The sequence below is a fragment of the Aeromonas dhakensis genome, from assembly GCF_000820305.1.
In the GTDB taxonomy this organism is placed as follows: Bacteria; Pseudomonadota; Gammaproteobacteria; order Enterobacterales; family Aeromonadaceae; genus Aeromonas; species Aeromonas dhakensis.
Map to the genome: position 1 here is coordinate 146,348 of NZ_CDBH01000021.1, position 19,538 is coordinate 165,885.

A 19,538-nucleotide genomic window follows, 5' to 3' on the forward strand; every position below is an offset into this window, starting at 1 on the left:
TGTGTCGAATGGACCCGCTTGCCGTCGTAATGAAGCAGAGATCTGGAGGTGAGAATGGCGATTATTTTCGATCTGGGACGAGTGGTGGTGAGCTGGGATCCGGTCGGTATCGTGCGCTCGGTACGGGGGCCGCACGGGGCGGAGCAGCTGGCGGAGCAACTGTTCAACCATGGCGACTGGCTGGAAGTGGACCGGGGGACCCTGTCGCTACACACCATGGCCCGTCAGGCGCAGGCGCGAACCGGCCTGTCGACGGCGGAGAATCTGGCCATTTTGCAGGCGGTGCCGCCATCCCTTGTGCCGGATCCCGCTATGCTGAGCCTGATAGAGGCACTGCACGGGGAGGGGCACACCCTCTACGCACTCTCCAACATGGGCCACGCCAGCATCGACTGGCTGGAGCAACATCAGGATTTCTGGCGCTTCTTCAGCGGCAAGGTGGTGTCGGCAAGGGTACGGATGATGAAGCCGGAGCCGGATATCTACCGCTATCTGCTGGTGTCGTTCGATCTGCGGGCTGAGCAGTGCCTGTTCATCGATGACAGCCCGGCCAACGTGGTCGCTGCACAGACGCAGGGGATCGGTGGCCTGGTGTTTACCGATGCATACAGTTGTCGCCAGCAGCTGGTGGCACAGGGTTACCTGCCGGCCTGAGCGGGCGGGAACGCGGGGTAAGTTATGGAACACGGCAGGTTTCGCAATTGGCTCAGTCACTATCCGGATGCGGGGCTGCTGATCGCCTGTCTGGATGGCAGCGGTTATCAGCTCTGTGTCGAGGTGGATGGGGAGATGCAGTGCCTCACCGACAGCGAGGGGGGCAGGCTGACGTTCGCCTCCCTCGAGCAGGCCGAGGGTTTTCTGCGCATGCACCAGGTTCATCAGGCGAAACTGCGGATTTATGACACGCAACTGGATGAATATGATGATAATTGGTATGAAATAATCATTAAATTCTAGTTTATCCGCACTCTTTAAGGGTTTATTCAGGATTATTGCTGCACAATGGCGCCCAATTCATCATCCGGTGCCGTTGTTATGGATGCCAATATCGTTGTGCTGAATCGAGGATACGATCAGACCTTTCAGACCAGGGAGCAGTCACTTATCGAGACCCTGGCTGGCTACGGCGAACTGGCGGTCTCCTTCTCCGGTCGACTGGAGTCCTGCTACAGCATGGATCTGTGCCGCGCCAGCGGCATCCGGATCCGCGCCATCACTCTGGACAGCCCGACCCGCAGCCGCAAGGAAGTGGCCCGCGCCAAGCGTTACTGCCAGCGTTACGGCATCGAGCAGCGGGTCATCAAGACCGATGAGATGATCTTCTGCGATCACCTGCGCCACCTCAACGAGGTGATCGATCCGGTGCGTTACATCTGTCACCTCACCGCGCTGGAAACCGACTGGAGCCACCTGCCCATGCTGCTGCCCGCGCCGGTCGAGGAGCTGCGGGAGTATCTGCGTCGCTTCGGCAGCCTGCCGGACAACACCCTCTGGCTGTTCGCCAAACAGGGCATGACCCACAGGGACTTTCGCTACGGCTTCAACAAGCGTCAGCTGGGACGCTGGGGCAAGAGCGCCCATGGCTGCCTGAGCCACCGCTTCTCCGATCCCGAGCTGGTGGATCGCCGTCATCTGCGGATGGTGGACATGGCGGAGCAGATGCTGGCCGACATGGGGCTGGAGGAGGCACAGGTGTTTTTCCATACCCTGGGCGATCGGGCCACCACCCTGGCCCGGGTACGGCTGCCGGCCCGGTTGCGGGCCCGGGCGTTCGATCTGCAGCCGGATATCCTCACCGCCCTCAAGAGCACGGCGTTCGATCTGGTGACCCTGGACATGATGCCGGCGGAGGAGCGGCAGGAGCTGGTGGTCTAGGCAGCCGAGGGCAGGAACGTGAGAGCGGTCATAGGCAAGGTGCGGCGGACTCTTTATACTGACGCCCTTTTCCATCGACGCGAGTCACCACCCTATGAAACCCTTGTCCCGTCTGCTGGTTGCCCTCTGCTTGTCGCCCCTGCTGGCACAGGCCGCCCCGCTCACCCAGGTGACCCTGCCGGATGGTCGCCAAGTGCAGCTCAACGATGACTTCACCTGGGAATACCTGCTGCTCAAGCCCGCCGCCGACGGCAGCGCGGTGCAGGGCACGGTAGCCGTGCCGGTGCTGACCGAGCAGGCGATGAACAACCCGGATCTGCTGGCCCAGGCCGTCAAGGACGGGATCGGCGTCAAGCTCGCCAAGCTGGAAGGCTCGGATCCCCTGCAACTGCAATTCATGGTGAGCAACACAGGCACCCGCAACGTGGTGCGGGTGCGCGGCAGCATCACCCTGTTCAGCGAGCAGGGGGCCCAGCTGGTCAAGCAGGAGGCCCGCTTCTGGGTCGGCGAGAACCGTCTGCCGGAGTCCTATCTGCGCAAGGGGCAGCAGCGCCCCTCCATGGTGCTGGAGGTGCCGCGCCCGGCCGGTCTCACCGGCAAACCTCTGGTGCGGGTCGAGATTGAGGAAGTGGAGTTCCGCTGATCCCTCATGCAACAGGCTCCTTTGTGGAGCCTGTCTTGATTGTTAACCCGGTAACCGCCAGCAACAGTTGCTTACATCTGACATGGTTTGGCAACAGCTTGCCGCTCGGCATTTCTCCCCGTCCTCTGCACAATGACCCCATTCCAGCTAGGTCTCAACTAGCTCAACGATGGAGTCATCAAAATGAAAAAAGTTGCACTTTCTGTTCTGGTTCTGGCCGGTTTCGCTTCTACTTCCGCTCTGGCTGAGGATGCCTTCAGCTACGCCAAAGGTGGCCTGACCTGGGCGCACACCAAGTCCGACTACATTGGCGGCAAAGATAGCAATAACCGCGACTTCGGCGGTCTGAACCTGGATCTCTCCAAGAGCTTCGGCTCCAACTTCTACGGTCGTCTGGGCAGCGAGTACACCTCCCGCAACGATGGCAACGACAGCATGGGCATCTCCAGCCTGGGTCTGGGTGTCTACACCCCGCTCAGCACAGGTCTGAACCTGTATGGGGAAGCGGGCCTGATGGGCTACACCATGGAGCGTCAGGTGGCTGCCAACGTCAAAGACAGCGGTTGGGACGTCATCACCCGCAAGAACAGCGGCAGCATGTACGGTGAGGCCGGCCTGCGCTACGACATCGGCGCCGTCGAGCTCTCCACCGCTTACCGCTACGCCAACATGACCGACGACATGCACGATTTCAAAGTGGGCGCCGCCTACAAGGTGAGCCAGAACCTGGCCCTCACCGCCGACTACACCTATCGCAAGTGGGATCTGCAACAGGGTTCCATCACCAGCCTGGGTGTGAAGTACAGCTTCTAATCATCCTTCCTGTAGTGTCTTCATTTTTACCCATGACTTCGGTCATGGGTTTTTTCATTTCCGGTTGATCCACCCTTCACCCTTGCGCCGTATCAGTCCGCAATAGTTATACAACTTCCGTTTTTTTGTATAACTGCTATAACTGATTCAGACTTATACAAGGAGTGATGATATGTACAAGATCAAGGTTGGTATCAGCGCCTGCCTGCTGGGGCAGGAGGTTCGGTTCGACGGGGGTCACAAGCGTTCCAGCTTCTGCGAGCGGGATCTCGGTGCCCACTTTGACTATCACCCTGTCTGTCCCGAGATGGCTATTGGCCTCGGGGCGCCCCGCGCCGCCATCCGGCTGGTGAAGCGCCACGGCGAGATCCGTGCCGAGGCGAGCAACGGCAGCTTCGACGTCACTGACCAGCTCATCGCCTTCAGCGAGCAGAAGGCGCGCCAGCTCGACTTCATCTCCGGCTATATCCTCTGCGCCAAATCCCCCAGCTGCGGCATGGAGCGGGTGCGGATCTATGGCGCCAACAACGAGGGGAGTGCCAAGGAGGGGGTCGGCCTGTTTGCCAAGGCGCTGATGGAGGCCAATCCCCTGCTGCCGGTGGAGGAGGATGGCCGCCTGTGCGATCCCATCCTGCGGGAAAACTTCGTGCTGCGGGTCTTCGCCTACCACGACTGGCAGCAGCTCTGCGCGCGCGGCATCACCGCCTCTGCGCTGATCCGCTTCCACTCCCGCTACAAGTACCTGGTGCTCTCCCACGCCACCACCCACTACCGTGCGCTCGGCAAGCTGCTCGGCAACCTGGCCAGGGCCGACCTGCAGCAGGTGGCCGACAGCTACATCAAGGGGCTGATGGCGGCGCTGACCCTGCGGGCCAACCGGCGCAGCCACACCAATGTGCTGATGCACCTGCAGGGCTACTTCAAGCGGGTGCTGACCCCGGCCCAGAAGCAGGAGCTGTGCGACACCATCGACAAGTACCGTACCGGCGTCTTTCCGCTGCTGGTGCCGCTCACCCTGATCCGCCACTACCTGCGCGAATACCCCAACCCCTATCTCGCCGAGCAGGTGTACCTCAATCCGCACCCCGACACGCTGAAACTGCGCTACGGGCTCTGAATATCCTGTGCAGGTCCCGACTGATGGCCGGGGCCTCTCCCTCAACCTTTGCTGGATGCCGTTATGTCTGATTTACCGCACGCCGCTTCTCCTTCGCCGGAGGAGGGGATCTACCCCATTCGCGAGGTTTCTCGCCTCACCGGCGTCAACGCCGTGACCCTGCGCGCCTGGCAGCGTCGCTACGGGCTGGTGCAACCGGCCCGCACCGACAAGGGCCACCGCCTCTACAGCGAACAGGACATTCGCCAGATCGGCGAGATCCTGAGCTGGCTGGAGCGGGGGGTGAGTATCGGGCAGGTGAAGGGGCTCCTGAGCGAACCCCAGGCCCAGCCGGTGAGCGAGCACTGGCAGCAGACCCTGGAGCAGTTCAGTCAGGCGCTGCTCTCCTTCAACCAGCGCAAGGCGGAGGCTGAGCTCAACGATCTGCTGGCGAGCTACCCGTTCGAACTGGTGCGCAGCCGGGTACTGCAACCCTTGGTGGAACGGCTGCTCGGGCTGTGGCGCGAGCGGCCCGATGGCGAGCTGCTGCAACAGGTGTGGCTGGGCTGGCTCCATACCCGCTTCGCCCGCCACCTCATCGAGCAGGAGAAGGGCGTGCCGGTCACCCTGGCGAGCTGGGGACAGGTGGGCCCGCTCGACCTGGTCTGGGCCGCCTACGAGCTGATCGGTCAGGGCCATGAGGTGCAACTGCTGGGGGCGGTGGAGCCGCGCCATGCCAGCCTGCTGGAGGGGCGTGCCGTGACCCCCTGGCTGGTGCTGCTGGGGGCCGGCCTTGGCAAGCCGGTTCTGGCTGCCGGCTGGCCCGCCGCTACCCGTTTCTTTGGCGAGCTGGGACGCCTCTACGATGGTGAGTGGCTGCAAGCTCACGGCTGGCAGGCGAACCTTGCCGAGGTGATGGCAGACATGCCTGCGGCGGCAGGTGCCAGCGGACGCGGGAGGAAAAAATCATGAAGCTGGTCTGGTTTCGCAATGATCTGCGCCTGGCCGACAACCCGGCCTTGCGTCACGGTTGCGCCAATGATGAACCGGTCGCCGCGCTCTATATCCTCTCCCCCACCCAGTGGCGGCAGCACAAGCTGGCCCCCGTCCGTCAGCGTTTTCTACTGGCCCAGGTCGATGCGCTGGGCCGCGAGCTGGCTGCGCTCAGCATCCCGCTGCATCTGCTGCGAGTGGAGACTTTTGCCGAGGTGCCGGCGGTGCTGGCAGATCTTTGCCGCGAGCTGGGGGTAACCCAGCTCTACGCCAATCAGGCCATCGAGATCGACGAGCTGCGCCGGGATCAGGCCGTCACTACCGCGCTGGCAGAACAGGGGATTGATTGTCACTGGTTCAACGGCTGCTGCGTATTGCCGCCCGGTCGGGTGTTGACCGGCTCTGGCGAGATGTTCAAGGTTTTCACCCCCTTCAGCCGTGCTTGGCTCAAGGCTCTCGACGAGGATGGTTTCGTCATTCATCGCGCGCCCACTGCTCGTGGCGAGCCGCTGCCGTGGCAGCCGTTGGCCGAGCGGGACTTCGTCGATGCCGATCTTGGCGAGCTGACGGCAGACCCCCGCTGGCCGGTGGGGGAGGCCGAGGCCAGCCGCCGTCTGAATGACTTTCTGGAGCAGGCGGTGCTCGATTATGGCGAGACCCGGGATTTCCCTGCCATCGCGGGTACCTCCGTGCTTTCCCCCTATCTGGCGGCCGGCATCATCAGCCCGCGCCAGTGTGTGGCGGCGCTCCAGCAGAGGCTTGGCTACCGGCCCCAGTCCAAGGCCCAGCCCGGTTTTGTCTGGCTCAATGAGCTCATCTGGCGCGAGTTCTATCGCCACCTGCTGGTGCTGATCCCGACCCTCTCCATGAATCGGCCCTTCAAGCCGGAAACATCGGCCCTGCCATGGAGCTGGGATCCGGACGCCTTCGCCGCCTGGTGTGAGGGACGTACCGGCTACCCCATCGTCGATGCGGCGATGCGCTGCCTCAACGCCACCGGCTGGATGCACAACCGGCTGCGGATGATAGTGGCGAGCTTTCTCACCAAGGATCTGCACATTCACTGGCGGCTCGGGGAGGATTACTTCATGAGTCAGCTCATCGACGGCGACCTGGCGGCCAACAACGGCGGCTGGCAGTGGGCGGCGGGCACCGGCGCCGATGCGGCGCCCTATTTCCGGGTCTTCAACCCCACCACCCAGGGACAACGGTTTGATCCGCAAGGGGAGTTCATTCGTATCTGGGTCTCTGAGCTGGCTGATCTGCCTGCCGCCTATCTGCACCAGCCCCACGACTGGTTGCGGCTCAAGGGGCGGCACGATTATCCGGCCCCCATGGTGGATCACGCCGTTGCCCGGGTGAGAGCCATCGAGATGTTTCGCGCCCTGGAGAAATAGCATGGATGAGTCGCTGGCCCGCTTTGTGGCCCTCTATCAGCAGCTAAGCAGAGACGAGCTGCACCGTTTGCCCGAGGTCTACGCAAACGAGGTGGTCTTTACCGACCCTGCTCACCGCATCGAGGGGTTGGCGGCGCTCACCGACTATTTTGCCGCCCTCTATCAGCGCCTCGCCTACTGCCGTTTTGTCATCACCAGCCAGCTACTGCAGGGGCGCCAGGCCTGGCTCGGCTGGACCATGACCTTCTCCCATCCCAGGCTGCGCGGCGGCGCCCCGGTGACGGTGGAGGGGGCCACTCGCCTCGAGTTCGACGAGACGGGCAAGGTGTGCCTGCATCGCGACTACTTCGATATGGGCGCCATGCTCTACGAGCAGTTGCCGCTGCTTGGGTCCGTGGTGCGCACCATCAAGATGAGGCTGGGCGCATGAGCGGCCGGGTGCTGATCACCGGCGCCACCTCCGGCATCGGCTTTCAGCTGGCGCTCGATTATCGGCGCGCAGGCTGGCAGGTGTGGGGTTGCGGGCGCGATGGCGAGCGGCTGCTGGCACTGGGGCGCCACGGCATCACGCCGCTGCAGTTTGACGGGCGCGATACAAACGCCGTGAGCGAGGCGGCCGCCGGCTTGCCGCGGGTTGACCTGGTGATCCTCAATGCCGGCAACTGCGAGTACATGGCGGTGGACGAGGGGTTTGACGGCGCCCTGTTTGCCCGGGTCATCGAGACCAACCTCATTGCCACCGGCCACGCCCTGGCCGCTTTCTTGCCGCTGCTGGGTGCGGGCGGGCGCCTTGCCATCGTCAGCTCCTCGGTGAGCTGGCTGCCGCTGCCCAGGGCCGAAGCCTATGGCGCCTCCAAGGCGGCCCTCGACTATCTGGCGGATACCCTGCGCCTCGATTTGGCCGGCAAAGGGATTGGGGTGACCCTGATCCGCCCCGGCTTTGTCCAGACCCCGCTCACCGCCAAAAATGATTTTCCCATGCCCTGCCTGGTGACGGTGGAAGAGGCTTCCCGCGCCATCATGGCGGGGCTTGCCGCCGGTCGCCACCAGATCCACTTTCCCCGCCGCTTCATCTGGTCGCTGCGCCTGCTCGGTGCGCTGCCGACGGGGCTCTGGCTGCGCCTTGGCCGCACATTCGTATCGAAAGGACGCCCTTCATGAAGAAAAAGATCGCCATCGTCGGCTCCGGTATTTCAGGCCTGACCGCCGGTTTCCTGCTCCACAAGCTGCACGACATCACCCTGTTCGAGGCGGCGCCGACCCTGGGTGGCCACACCGCCACGGTCGATGTGGAGCAGGCGGGGCGCCGCTATGCCATCGATACCGGCTTCATCGTCTTCAACAATCGCACCTACCCCAACTTCCTGAGGCTGCTTGAACGGATCGGGGTGGCGCGCCAGCCAGCCGAGATGAGCTTCTCGGTGAAAAGCCCGCAGGGGCTGGAGTACAACGGCCACAACCTGGATACCCTGTTCGCCCAGCGCAGCAACCTGCTGAGTCCGCGCTTTTACGGCTTTGTCGCCGAGATCCTGCGCTTCAACCGGGAGGCGCGGGCCTGGCTGGCCGATGGGCAACAGCAGGGGGCCGGCCTCGAGCTGACCCTGGGGGATTTTCTGCAGGTAGGTGAGTTCAGCGACTACTTCGCCCGTCACTATATCCTGCCGATGGGGGCGGCGATCTGGTCATCAACCCTGGCCGATATGCGCGCCTTCCCCTTGAGCTTCTTTCTGCGCTTTTTTGCCAACCACGGCTTGCTTGAGGTGGCCAATCGCCCCCAGTGGTATGTGATCCCGGGTGGCTCGCGGGAATACATAGGCCCGCTGACGGCGGGTTGGCAGGCACACATACGCCTGGCCTGCCCGGTGCAGGGGATCCGGCGTCAGGCGGACGGGGTGCTGATCCAGAGCCGCCATGGCGAGGAGCGGTTTGACGAGGTGATCCTCGCCTGTCACAGCGATCAGGCGCTGGCATTGCTGGCGGACCCGGGCGAGCGGGAGCAGGCCATTCTCGGCGCCATGCCCTATCAGGCCAACGATGTCTGGTTGCACACCGATGCCTCCTGCCTGCCGGTGCGGCGCAAGGCATGGGCCAGCTGGAACTATCAGCTGGGGGAGGATGACGGGGCGCGGCCGTTGGTGAGCTACAACATGAACATCTTGCAGGGGGTGAGCTCGCCAGAGCCCTTCTGTGTCAGCCTCAATCCGCAAGGCAAGGTAGACGAGAGCAAGGTGCTGCGCCGCTTCGTCTATCACCATCCGGTGTTCAATCAGGCCTCCATCGCCGCCCAGCAGCGGCGGGCCGAGATCTGCGGCCAGCAACACACCCACTTCTGCGGCGCCTACTGGTACAACGGCTTTCACGAAGACGGGGTGCGCAGCGCCCTGGACGTAGCCAGACGGTTCGGGGCCGAGCTATGAAGGGTGCAGTTCTGGCAGGCCAGGAGGCGAGTGCCGAGGCCATGACCGGCACCCTCAGCGCCATCTGGCAGGGGGCGGTGCGCCATCGTCGCTTCGCACCGCGCGCCCATGCCTTCTCCTACAACCTCTTCATGCTGGGACTGGATCTCGACGAGCTGCCACAACTCGATCGCGGGCGCTGGTTCGGGGTGGAGCGAGCAGGGTTGCTCTCGTTTCGCCGTGACGACTACCTGCGCGGCAGCGATGGGCCTCTCAAGCAGGCGGTGTGGGAAAGGGTGAGCGAACTGGGTGGCGATGCCGAACCCGAGGGGCGGGTGCTGCTGCTTGGCAACGTGCGTTGCCTCGGTTTCTACTTCAGCCCGGTCAACTTCTACTTCTGCTATCGGCAGGGAGAGGCGCGCTATCTGTTGGCGGAGGTGTCGAACACCCCCTGGAACGAACGTCACTACTACCTGCTGGATCTGGCGGCGCTGGCCCCCCACGACAAGGATTTTCACGTTTCCCCCTTCATGGGGCTGGCGATGCGCTACCACTGGCGCATTCGCCCGCCCGCGCAGGAGACACTGATCCACATCGAGAGCCACCCCGTATCCGGTGAAGCCAAGCTGTTTGACGCCACCCTGGCGCTGCGCCGGGCGCCGCTGTCGCGCAAGGGGCTGGCGGCGCTGCTGGCCCGCTGGCCCTGGATGACCATGAAGGTGCTGCTCGGGATCTACTGGCAGGCCCTGCGTCTTTTTATCAAACGAACTCCCATTTTCACCCATCCGGAGAGCCGCTAATGGAACTTGTGCAATCAACCCTCTCTGCCTCTTTCATCGACAAGGGGGCCAGGCAACTGCTGCTCAATCTGCTGGGGCGCCTCGAACATGGCCAGCTGCTGCTGCGGGATGGCGGCGAGCGCCACAGCTTTGGTGTGGCGGGCACCGATCTGCACGCCGAGCTGGTGGTACAGGATCCGGCCTTCTATCGCCGCCTGCTGCTGGGGGGCAGCATCGCTGCCGGAGAAACCTGGGTGGAGGGGCTCTGGACCAGCCCGGATCCGGTGGCGCTGGTGCGGCTGCTGGCCCGCAACCTGCCGCTACTCGACAGCCTGGAGCGGCGCCTCGGCTGGCTCAGCTTCCCGTTCAACAAGGTGCGTCACTGGCTTAACCGCAATACCCTGACCGGGTCGCGCTCCAACATCGCTGCCCACTACGATCTTGGCAACAGCCTCTATGAGGGTTTTCTCGACAGCCACATGCAGTACTCGAGCGCCATCTATCCGAGCGCCGAGGCCACTCTCGAAGAGGGACAGCAAGCCAAACTGCGCACCATCTGCGAGCGGCTGGCACTGGAGCCAGACGATCATCTGCTGGAGATCGGCACCGGCTGGGGTGGCCTCGCAGTCTATGCGGCCCGTCACTACGGCTGCCGGGTGACTACCACCACCATCTCCCGGGCCCAGCACGACTACGCCAAGGAGTGGATTGCGCGGGAGGGGCTGGGGGATCGCATCACCTTGCTGCTGGAGGACTACCGCAAGCTGGAGGGCACTTACGACAAGCTGGTCTCCATCGAGATGATCGAGGCGGTGGGGCACGCCTTCCTGCCCGATTATTTCCGCCAGCTGTCGCGGCTGCTCAAACCCGGTGGCCGCCTGCTCATTCAGGCCATCACCATCGCCGATCAGCGCCACGCCCAGTATCTGCGCGGGGTTGATTTCATCCAGCGCTACATCTTCCCCGGCGGCTGCCTGCCAAGCGTCTCCCAGATGGCGGGGCTGCTGGCGCGCGAGACCGACATGCAACTGGTGCGGCTGCACGATCACGGCCACCACTACGCCCGCACGCTGGCTGATTGGTGCGAGCGCTTCCTGGCGCTGGCCCCCGAGCTGCCCGCTCTCGGCTACAGCCAGGACTTCATTCGGTTGTGGCACTTCTATTTCGCCTACTGCGAAGGGGGCTTCTGGGAGCGCACCATCAGCCTGGTGCAGCTGGAAGCGGCCAAACCTGGCCCACTCGGCTGGAGTGGGGATCTGCCCGTCGGCGGTCGCTGATCATGTGGCAGTGGGCCCATCTGCTGGGGTTCAACCTCTACTGGTTGCTGGCAGTGAAGTGGCAGCAGCCGGGCCCGCTGCTGGCAATGCTGCTGCTTCATTTTCTCTGCTCTCCGCGCCGCTGGCACGACTGGCGGCTCATCCCGCTTGCCCTGGCCGGCAGCCTGCTTGATGCCCTGCTCTGGCAGCTCGGGCTGTTTGATTTCAACGCCGGTTTTCCGCTCTGGCTGGTGCTGCTCTGGTGCGGCTTTGCCCTGACTCTCTCTCACGGTCTGCGCTGGCTGCGGCCCTTGCCGCGCTGGCAGCAGGGGCTGTTCGGCATGGTTGGGGGGGCCTCCTCCTATGTGGCGGGCGCCGCCATGGGGGCAGTACACTTACCTTGGGGCATCGGGATCAGTGCGGCACTGCTGGCGGTGATCTGGATGTGGTGGTTACCCGTACTCCTGTGGGTAACGGTCAAGCTGGAGGGTGAAGCGAGATGAACACCTTTTCGACCGACACCTTGTTGTTTTCCAAATGGACCAAAGAGAGCCAGCACGAGCTGACCGAGCGTTTCTATCTGGTGGTGGCCTGTCAGCGCGATGCGCAGGGGCAGCTGCAGCAGGTGGTGATGCAGGACATCAACACGCTGCTGGAACAGGAGATGGACTGGCATGAACTCGAAGATCCTGCCCATTGGCACATGGGGTGGAATTAGCCTGCTGCTGGCAGGCTTGAGCCTACCGCTGACCCCTTTCGCCCAGACCGGGCAAGCCCCGATCACCCCCTGGCAGCAGCTGCACCCGGTCGGGCGCGGCGAGATGAGTTGGCTCTGGTTCAAGCTCTATGACGCCACCCTCTACAGCGAGAACGGCCGCTATCTGCCGGGTCACTATCCTCAGGCGCTCAGCCTCACCTACGCCAGAGCCATCGAACGGCAAGATCTCTTGAGCGCCACCGCCGCTGAGTGGCAGCGACTGGGGCTTGGCAGCCAGCAGCAGCGCCAGGAGTGGCTTGGCAGGCTCGCCGCGCTCTGGCCCGATGTCCAGGCGGGTGACCGGCTCACCTTCTATGTCGACAAGGGTGGTGCGGGCCATTTCTGGTGGCGGGACAAGCCGCTCGGCACCCTCGCCGATCCGCAGTTTTCGGCGGCCTTCCTCGCCATCTGGCTGGCAGAAGGGAGCCGTGATCCGGCGCTTACCCGTAGCCTGCGAGGAGAGTTCTGATGCAAAAGGGATTCATGAAATACATCTGCATCTGGCGCTACCTGCTGTTATTGCCTCTTCTGCTGCTGGCCGGCTGTGGCAGCAGTCTGGAGGAGTATCGCGATCGGGGCCCCGAGTGGGATCTCGCTCGCTTCTTCGATGGCAAGCTGACGGCGCATGGTCTGGTGACCGATCGCAGCGGCGAGGTGACCAGCCGTTTTCGGGTGGAGATGCGCGGGCACTGGCAGGGGGGCAAGGGGGAGCTGTTCGAGCAGTTCTATTTTGACGACGGGCGCCAGCAGACCCGCACCTGGTTTTTGAGCAAGGGGGCGGATGGTCACTGGCGCGGCACGGCGGCCGACGTGGTGGGGGAGGCGGTAGGCAAGACGGCCGGCTTTGCCCTCAACTGGCGCTATCAGCTCGATCTGGCGCTGCCTGACGGCAGCGTGGTGCGGGTGAGTTTTGATGACTGGATGTATCTGCTGGATGAAAATCGCCTGCTCAACCGGGCCGCCATCAGCAAGTTCGGCATCCAGCTGGGGGAGGTGATCCTCTACATCGAGCGGCAGCCTGAATGAGTGCGCCCCGCTAGGTCGGCAACGCGGACGATAGTCGCTCGCTATCAATCAGTTAGATCTTAACTATTACCTTTTGAGTCTGATGAGTTCTAAGATGACCAGGTCGTCAAATCTGGAGGTGAAACATGAAGAGTCCGATTGGTCTTGATACCGTTCAATCACAAGCGTTGGCCGCTGAGCTGAACAAGTTGCTGGCCAGCTACCAGATCCTTTACATGAACGTTCGCGGCTTCCACTGGAACATCCGCGGCAACCAGTTTTTCGAGCTGCACCTGAAGTTCGAAGAGATTTACAACGACCTGCTGCTGAAGGTCGATGCGCTGGCCGAGCGCATCCTGACCCTGGATGGCGTGCCGCTACACAGCTTCAGCGACTACCTGAACGTTTCCGCCATTGCCGAGCAGAAGGGGCTGCACGACGGTCGTGCCTGCGTCGAATCCCTGCTGGAGAGTTTCCGCGAACTGCTGGTGGCCCAGCGCCGTATCCTGGGGCAGGCCGCCGATGCCGGTGATGAAGGGACTGCGTCCATTCTCTCCGACTATGTGCAGCAGCAGGAGAAACTGGTCTGGATGCTGCGAGCTTACCTGGCCTGATAGCCAACCAGGCCGGATGCATACGAAGTATGCCGGCTTGATGAAGTGAAGGGCTGGATCTGCCAGACCAGACGCCAGCCCAACCCGTTCCCTTACCGTGTTCTGTTGCAAACCTGAGTTGTCTCTCCTTTTATCCACCCGCTTGCCGCCCTGTTTGGGCGGCTTTTTTGTTTTTGATCTGCATCAATGAAAATTGAATTGGCAAATTGAATGCCTATTAAGTTTTCCACGAGGGGAATAGAATCGCCACAAAACAAACAACTGAAATGTCCAATTAGGAGAGGCATGATGTTTTGTGTGCAATGTGAACAGACAATTCGTACCCCGGCAGGCAACGGCTGCGCCTATGCACAAGGTATGTGTGGCAAGACGGCAGAAACCTCGGATCTGCAGGATGTGCTGATCTATACCCTGCAAGGGCTCAGTGCCTGGGCGCTGGCCGCTCGCGAGCACGGCATCGTCGACAGCGAGATCGACGCCTTCGTGCCCAAGGCCTTCTTCGCCACCCTCACCAACGTCAACTTCGATTCCGCCCGCATCGTGGCCTATGTCAATCAGGCGCTGGCCTATCGCCAGCAGCTGGCTGCCAAGCTGGCACCGCTGGCGGTGCAGGCCGACACACTGCCTGCTGCCTCCCGTTTCGAGCCGGGTAGCGAGCTGCTGGAACAGCTGGCCCAGGCACCGCAGACCGCGGTCAACCGCGGCAAGAACGAGGTCAACGAAGACATCATGGGGCTGCGCCTGCTCTGCCTCTACGGCCTCAAGGGCGCCGCCGCCTACATGGAGCACGCCCGGGTGCTGGAGCAGCAGGATGCCGGGGTAGCCGCCGAATTTCATCGCATCATGAGCTGGCTCGGTACGGATCCGAGCGATCTGGATCCGCTGTTCAAGTGCGCCATGGACATTGGCCTGCTGAACTTCAAGATCATGGAGATGCTGGATCTCGGTGAAACCACCGCCTTCGGCCACCCCGAGCCTACCCAGGTTCGCGTCACTCCGGTTCCGGGCAAGTGCATCCTGGTCTCCGGTCACGACATGGTGGATCTCAAGCTCATCCTGGAGCAGACCAAGGGCACCGGCATCAACGTCTACACCCATGGCGAGATGCTGCCGGCGCTGGCCTACCCCTTCTTCAAGCAGTACCCGCACCTGGTGGGCAACTACGGCTCCGCCTGGCAGAACCAGCAGAAGGAGTTTGCCAACTTCCCGGGCGCCGTGGTGATGACCTCCAACTGCATCATCGACCCGAACGTGGGCAACTACTCGGATCGCATCTTCACCCGCTCCATCGTCGGCTGGCCGGGCGTGACCCATCTGGAAGGGGAAGATTTCTCCGCCGTCGTTGCCAAGGCGCAAGCGCTGGAAGGCTTCAAGCACGTTGAGCTGGAGCACTTCATCACCATCGGCTTTGCCCGCAACGCCCTGATGCAGGCTGCCCCTGCGGTGATCGACAAGGTCAAGGCCGGCGAAATCAGCCACTTCTTCCTGGTCGGTGGCTGTGACGGTGACCGTGCCGAGCGCGCCTACTACACCGAGTTTGCCAAGGCGATCCCGCAGGACAGCCTGCTGCTAACCCTGGGCTGCGGCAAGTACAAGTTCAACAAGCTCGATTTCGGCGACATCGGCGGCATTCCCCGTCTGCTGGACGTGGGTCAGTGCAATGATGCCTACTCTGCCATCCAGCTGGCGCTGGCGCTCTCCGAAGCGTTCGAGTGCGGCGTCAACGATCTGCCGCTGACCCTGGTGCTCTCCTGGTTCGAGCAAAAAGCCATCGTCATTCTGCTCACCCTGCTGGCGCTGGGCGTGAAGGACATCCGCACCGGCCCGACCGCCCCGGCCTTCCTCACCCCGGCTCTGCTCAAGGTGCTGGAGGAGCAGTTTGGCCTCAAGGGTACCACTACGGCCGAAGCCGATCTCGCCGAGATCCTGGCGGCCTGAACAAAGAGACAGCCTTACACGCTCAGCATGTTGTAAGCCTTTGGCGAGCCTGATGGCTCGCCTTTTTTTAACGACCCCTTTCCAACATTTTTCAACAAGAGGAGCCTTGCGATGACCTCTACCTCTCTCACCCTCAGGTGCATCGGCCGCCGGGCGGATACCCACGATGTAGCGAGCTGGCAGTTCGTGCCGCAGACGGGCAGCCTGCCCGCCGTGCTGGCCGGCCAGTGCGTGACGCTGCACACCGAGATTGACGGCAAGCCCCACTACCGTGCCTATACCCTCTCCTCCAGCCCGCAGGATGGCTGCTGGCAGGTCACCATCAAGGATGTAGGACTGGTCTCCCATCATCTGCATCAAACCCTGCAAGTGGGGGACGAGATCCGGGTGGATGGCCCCTTCGGCGACTTCAACCTGACGGCCTTGCCCTGCGAGCGGCCGCTGCTCTTGAGCGCCGGTTCCGGCATCACCCCCATGTGGGCCATGCTGCGGGACGAGCTGACCAAGCGACCGGACGCCGATATCCGCTTTATTCACAGTGCCCGCTCGCCAGAGGATGTGATCTTCGCAGACGACTTGGCTGCGCTGGCTGAAGTCCATGCCGGTGTTCGCTATGCCCTGATATTGGAAGGGGCTCCGGCCGGACACCCCTGGGTTGGCCGGCTCACGCCGGAGATGTTGAAGGAATTGGCACCGGATCTCTTGAGTCGCCACGTCTATCTGTGTGGGCCAGCTCCCTATATGACAGCGGTTTGCACCATGCTGGCGGAGCTGGGACTGCCGGCAGCGCAGTTGCACCAGGAGTCGTTCGGCCTGCCTGCGGCTACATCGAGCACGGCGCCAGTTGCGGCCGGCAGCGACCACTTCTGGCTGACCCTCAAAAAGAGCGGCAAGAAGGTGAAGATACTGCCGGGGCAGACCCTGCTGGCGGCGCTGGAGGGGGAGGGGGAGACCATGATGGCAGCCTGCCGCGCCGGGATGTGCGGCGCCTGTCGCTGCATCACGGAGGGCGAGATCGAGCGCCAGAGCGTGATGACTCTCAGTCCGCAGGATCTGGAGAGTGGGGTGGCATTGGCCTGCTCCTGCACCGCCAGCGGGGATATCAGCATCGATTATTGATGGCTTCATTGGTATCTCATGCTTTTCCTGCTGAGGTTGGGCGGGTAAACTCCCCCCAGTTTCAGTCGAACGCGGGATAAAAAATGACAATTCTGGTCACAGGGGGCGCCGGCTATATCGGCTCCCATACCCTGGTTGAGTTATTGAACGCCGGGCAACAGGTCGTGGTGCTGGACAACCTCTCCAACTCCTCCCCAGAGTCTCTCAAGCGGGTGGAGCGGATCACCGGCAAGCCGGTCATTTTCGTCGAAGGGGATGTGCTGGACCGGGCCTGCCTGCAGCAGCTGTTTGCCGCCCACCAGATCGAGTCGGTGATCCATTTCGCCGGGCTCAAGGCGGTCGGCGAGTCGAGCCAGATCCCGCTCACCTACTACCAGAACAACATCACCGGCACCCTGGTGTTGTGCGAAGAGATGGCAAAAGCCGGTGTGTTCCGGCTGGTATTCAGCTCCTCGGCCACCGTCTACGGCGATCCGGCGTCTGTGCCGCTGCGGGAAGATTTTCCCACCAGCGCGACCAACCCTTATGGCCGCTCCAAGCTGATGGTGGAGGAGATCCTGCGGGATCTCGCCAAATCCGATTCCCGCTGGGCCATCGTGCTGCTGCGCTACTTCAACCCGGTCGGCGCCCATGAGAGCGGCCTTATCGGGGAAGATCCCAACGGTATTCCCAACAACCTGCTGCCCTATATCAGCCAGGTGGGGGTGGGCAAGCTCAAGGAGCTGGGGGTGTTTGGCAACGACTACCCGACTCCGGACGGTACTGGGGTGCGCGATTATATCCATGTGGTGGATCTCGCCATTGGTCACCTCAAAGCGCTGGCGCGCATCGCGTCGGATAACGGGGTCTTCACCTACAACCTGGGGACCGGTCAGGGCTATTCGGTGCTGGAGATGATCAAGGCGTTTGAGGCGGCCAGCGGCCGTACCATTCCCTACCAGATCAAGCCCCGTCGTCCCGGCGATATCGCCGAGTGCTGGGCCGAGCCGCACAAGGCCCGTGCTGAGCTGGGCTGGCAGGCCGAGCGCGGTCTGGAGCGGATGATGGTGGATACCTGGCGCTGGCAAAGCCAGAACCCGAACGGTTATGGCCCTGCTGCGAAGCCGTGATCAAGGGTCATGTGCTGCTCGGGAACCTCATTTATTCATATAAACTCGGGTCCCTGCGCAGCTCTTCGCCTTGCTGACAGCTTCTCGCGACGGCCCATCAGACCTGATGGTTTGCAGCCTGAATAGCAAAACGCCCCGGCATGCCGGGGCGTTTTTTATGTGCCTGAGCGGGATTACTGAATGCTCTTGCCGGCGCGCACATCCTTGATGAAGCCTTTCAGGCTGGTCAGATCACGGGGGGCACCGCGCAGGATCTGATCGCCGATGATGAAGGCCGGGGTGCCAGAGATGCTCATGGCTTCGGCCAGCGCCCGGTTGGTGCCTAGATTCTGATCGATGCTGCCATCCTTGATCTTGGCTTCAACCTTGCTCCAGTTGACGCCAGCTGCTTCCGCCAGCTGCTTCACCTGTGCCTCGTCGGCCAGCGGGCCCTGATGGGCGTACAGCTTCTCGTGGAAGGCCTGGTACTTGTCGGGCTGACCCAGCTGTACCGCCAGGGCGGCACGGGCGGCGAAGTAGGAAGTCTCGCTCAGGATCGGGAACTGCTTGTAGATGTAGCGAATGTCCTTGTCTTCTGCCAGCAGCTGCTTGATCAGCGGGTGGGCGCGTTTGCAGTAGCCGCAGTTGTAGTCGAAGAATTCGACCACGGTCAGGCTGCCCTTGGGATTGCCGGTTTCCGGGTCCTGGTTGCTATAGAGCTGCTTGGCATGTGCCTTGATCAAGGTCTTGTCGCTCTCGGCCTGCTGGCTCTCCTGCTTGGCGCGCAGGGCGTTGGACATCTCGACCAGGATCTCCGGGTTCTTGACCAGATAGTCGCGCACTATCTGTTCCACGTCGCTCTTGGTCAGTTCGCTCGCCTGAACCGGCGTCGCAAGCAGGGTGGCACCCGTCAGGGCACAAAGCAGGGCATGTTTGATTTTCATAAGTCCATCTTGCTGGGGATTTCGGGATGCTGACTATAGTGGGTGAGTCTGTTTTCAAGTCAAGTTATCTGGTTGAAAAAGCGCTGGTTATGCTCAAATCGGCGGCTTTGTACGTCATTTAGCCCAATAAATCGGCAAACGAGCGGTGAGGGGATTTACAAGGGCGATCGCCATGGGTAATATTCGCCGCACTGTCGCGGAGGGGTGGCAGAGCGGCTGAATGCACCGGTCTTGAAAACCGGCGATGGGCGACCATCCGTGGGTTCAAATCCCACCTCCTCCGCCATTTATTCAGCCAAAAAGGCCATCCGAAAGGATGGCCTTTTTGCTATCTACACTCCAACTTCTTGTTTTTCTCTTCATTGCCCACAGCTTTTCTCTTTATTTAGCCCTCTTGCTAACCGTCATCCAGCGCTTCTGGCCTTTCACGAGCTAATTAATGACATCTTGAAAGTCTGATAAGGCTCTTCATCGAAGAGCTAACCTCATAATTAATATGGATATACACCTATTCTCCGCAGTACAGTGCACATTTTTGCGACAATATGTGTCGCACGTGAGGCCTTTGCTGTATAATTCGCGACCGTTCAGGTCTTGTCACCGCTGTTTAAGCTGCCCTGTTGCATGCAGTTGTTGGTCGGCAAGGTAGTAGTAAAAATAACTAAAAGATTCAATAATAATGGGTTGTTGCCTTCGTCTGCGTTGGTGCTTGCGCACTGCCGTCTTTTTTTTGCTATGCATCCAGTGTGCTAATGCCGCTGGGCCAATGTCCTCACCGCTGGATCAGAATGATGTCGAGCAGCGCCAGCGTAGCTTGCTGGAAGA

General features: G+C 62.0%; 22 protein-coding genes and 1 tRNA gene. 22 read left to right on the plus strand and 1 reads right to left on the minus strand.

Annotated elements, in window-relative coordinates; translation table 11 throughout:
• Positions 1–54: 54 nt before the first annotated feature.
• From BN1143_RS03050 to galE, 21 genes are all read left to right on the plus strand, one after another.
• The gene (locus BN1143_RS03050) at positions 55–654 is read left to right on the plus strand and encodes an HAD family hydrolase (protein WP_042049625.1); all 600 of its coding nucleotides are present in this window, start codon (positions 55–57) and stop codon (positions 652–654) included.
• A gap of 24 nt (positions 655–678) precedes the next feature.
• Positions 679–957, plus strand: a complete 279-nt coding sequence (locus BN1143_RS03055; protein WP_005303707.1) for a DUF6482 family protein — start codon at positions 679–681, stop codon at positions 955–957.
• A gap of 45 nt (positions 958–1,002) precedes the next feature.
• Complete coding sequence (locus BN1143_RS03060; protein WP_017784403.1) at positions 1,003–1,875, plus strand: adenine nucleotide alpha-hydrolase family protein; 873 nt, start codon at positions 1,003–1,005, stop codon at positions 1,873–1,875.
• Positions 1,876–1,969: 94 nt separating this feature from the next.
• A complete protein-coding gene (locus tag BN1143_RS03065; protein ID WP_010634841.1) occupies positions 1,970–2,518 on the plus strand; it encodes a DUF3157 family protein in 549 nt (182 codons plus the stop codon).
• Between the two features lie 183 nt (positions 2,519–2,701).
• A complete protein-coding gene (locus tag BN1143_RS03070; protein WP_005303698.1) occupies positions 2,702–3,331 on the plus strand; it encodes an outer membrane beta-barrel protein in 630 nt (209 codons plus the stop codon).
• Between the two features lie 172 nt (positions 3,332–3,503).
• Complete coding sequence (locus BN1143_RS03075) at positions 3,504–4,448, plus strand: YbgA family protein (RefSeq protein ID WP_010634839.1); 945 nt, start codon at positions 3,504–3,506, stop codon at positions 4,446–4,448.
• A gap of 63 nt (positions 4,449–4,511) precedes the next feature.
• A complete protein-coding gene (locus tag BN1143_RS03080) occupies positions 4,512–5,399 on the plus strand; it encodes a MerR family transcriptional regulator (RefSeq protein WP_042049626.1) in 888 nt (295 codons plus the stop codon).
• Positions 5,396–6,817: a deoxyribodipyrimidine photo-lyase gene (gene phrB / locus BN1143_RS03085; protein WP_042049628.1), complete on the plus strand. Its 1,422-nt coding sequence runs from the start codon at positions 5,396–5,398 to the stop codon at positions 6,815–6,817. The genes BN1143_RS03080 and phrB overlap by 4 nt, the downstream gene beginning before the upstream one ends.
• Position 6,818: 1 nt before the next feature.
• Positions 6,819–7,247 carry a nuclear transport factor 2 family protein gene (locus BN1143_RS03090; protein WP_042049631.1) on the plus strand — a complete coding sequence of 143 codons (429 nt, stop codon included), beginning with the start codon at positions 6,819–6,821 and terminating at the stop codon, positions 7,245–7,247.
• The gene (locus tag BN1143_RS03095) at positions 7,244–7,978 is read left to right on the plus strand and encodes an SDR family NAD(P)-dependent oxidoreductase (RefSeq protein ID WP_042049632.1); all 735 of its coding nucleotides are present in this window, start codon (positions 7,244–7,246) and stop codon (positions 7,976–7,978) included. Before BN1143_RS03090 ends, BN1143_RS03095 begins: the two co-directional genes overlap by 4 nt.
• Positions 7,975–9,234: an NAD(P)/FAD-dependent oxidoreductase gene (locus BN1143_RS03100; protein ID WP_042049633.1), complete on the plus strand. Its 1,260-nt coding sequence runs from the start codon at positions 7,975–7,977 to the stop codon at positions 9,232–9,234. The genes BN1143_RS03095 and BN1143_RS03100 overlap by 4 nt, the downstream gene beginning before the upstream one ends.
• Positions 9,231–10,013 carry a DUF1365 domain-containing protein gene (locus BN1143_RS03105; protein WP_042049635.1) on the plus strand — a complete coding sequence of 261 codons (783 nt, stop codon included), beginning with the start codon at positions 9,231–9,233 and terminating at the stop codon, positions 10,011–10,013. The genes BN1143_RS03100 and BN1143_RS03105 overlap by 4 nt, the downstream gene beginning before the upstream one ends.
• Complete coding sequence (locus tag BN1143_RS03110; RefSeq protein ID WP_042049637.1) at positions 10,013–11,269, plus strand: SAM-dependent methyltransferase; 1,257 nt, start codon at positions 10,013–10,015, stop codon at positions 11,267–11,269. The genes BN1143_RS03105 and BN1143_RS03110 overlap by 1 nt, the downstream gene beginning before the upstream one ends.
• Before the next feature lie 2 nt (positions 11,270–11,271).
• Positions 11,272–11,751: a DUF2878 domain-containing protein gene (locus tag BN1143_RS03115; RefSeq protein ID WP_042049638.1), complete on the plus strand. Its 480-nt coding sequence runs from the start codon at positions 11,272–11,274 to the stop codon at positions 11,749–11,751.
• Positions 11,748–11,966 (plus strand): TIGR02450 family Trp-rich protein, encoded by a 219-nt coding sequence (locus BN1143_RS03120; RefSeq protein ID WP_005303669.1) that lies wholly within the window; start codon positions 11,748–11,750, stop codon positions 11,964–11,966. The genes BN1143_RS03115 and BN1143_RS03120 overlap by 4 nt, the downstream gene beginning before the upstream one ends.
• Positions 11,967–11,982: 16 nt before the next feature.
• Positions 11,983–12,474: a chalcone isomerase family protein gene (locus BN1143_RS03125; protein ID WP_082038414.1), complete on the plus strand. Its 492-nt coding sequence runs from the start codon at positions 11,983–11,985 to the stop codon at positions 12,472–12,474.
• Positions 12,474–13,031 (plus strand): DUF3833 domain-containing protein, encoded by a 558-nt coding sequence (locus tag BN1143_RS03130; RefSeq protein WP_042049640.1) that lies wholly within the window; start codon positions 12,474–12,476, stop codon positions 13,029–13,031. Before BN1143_RS03125 ends, BN1143_RS03130 begins: the two co-directional genes overlap by 1 nt.
• 125 nt (positions 13,032–13,156) lie before the next feature.
• A complete protein-coding gene (locus BN1143_RS03135; protein ID WP_017779811.1) occupies positions 13,157–13,624 on the plus strand; it encodes a Dps family protein in 468 nt (155 codons plus the stop codon).
• Positions 13,625–13,912: 288 nt separating this feature from the next.
• Positions 13,913–15,562 (plus strand): hydroxylamine reductase, encoded by a 1,650-nt coding sequence (gene hcp / locus BN1143_RS03140; RefSeq protein WP_042049647.1) that lies wholly within the window; start codon positions 13,913–13,915, stop codon positions 15,560–15,562.
• 111 nt (positions 15,563–15,673) lie between these two features.
• Complete coding sequence (locus BN1143_RS03145; RefSeq protein WP_042049642.1) at positions 15,674–16,681, plus strand: FAD-binding oxidoreductase; 1,008 nt, start codon at positions 15,674–15,676, stop codon at positions 16,679–16,681.
• 83 nt (positions 16,682–16,764) lie between these two features.
• Entirely contained in the window at positions 16,765–17,790 is a 1,026-nt protein-coding gene (gene galE, locus BN1143_RS03150) for a UDP-glucose 4-epimerase GalE (RefSeq protein ID WP_019841041.1), read from the plus strand.
• A gap of 173 nt (positions 17,791–17,963) precedes the next feature.
• Here the strand turns inward: galE and BN1143_RS03155 are convergent, their stop codons facing one another.
• Positions 17,964–18,713 carry a DsbA family protein gene (locus BN1143_RS03155; RefSeq protein ID WP_042049645.1) on the minus strand — a complete coding sequence of 250 codons (750 nt, stop codon included), beginning with the start codon at positions 18,711–18,713 and terminating at the stop codon, positions 17,964–17,966.
• Positions 18,714–18,911: 198 nt separating this feature from the next.
• On the opposite strand from BN1143_RS03155, the gene BN1143_RS03160 reads away from it, so the two are divergent.
• Positions 18,912–18,999 (plus strand) — tRNA-Ser (locus tag BN1143_RS03160).
• Positions 19,000–19,538: the final 539 nt, after the last annotated feature.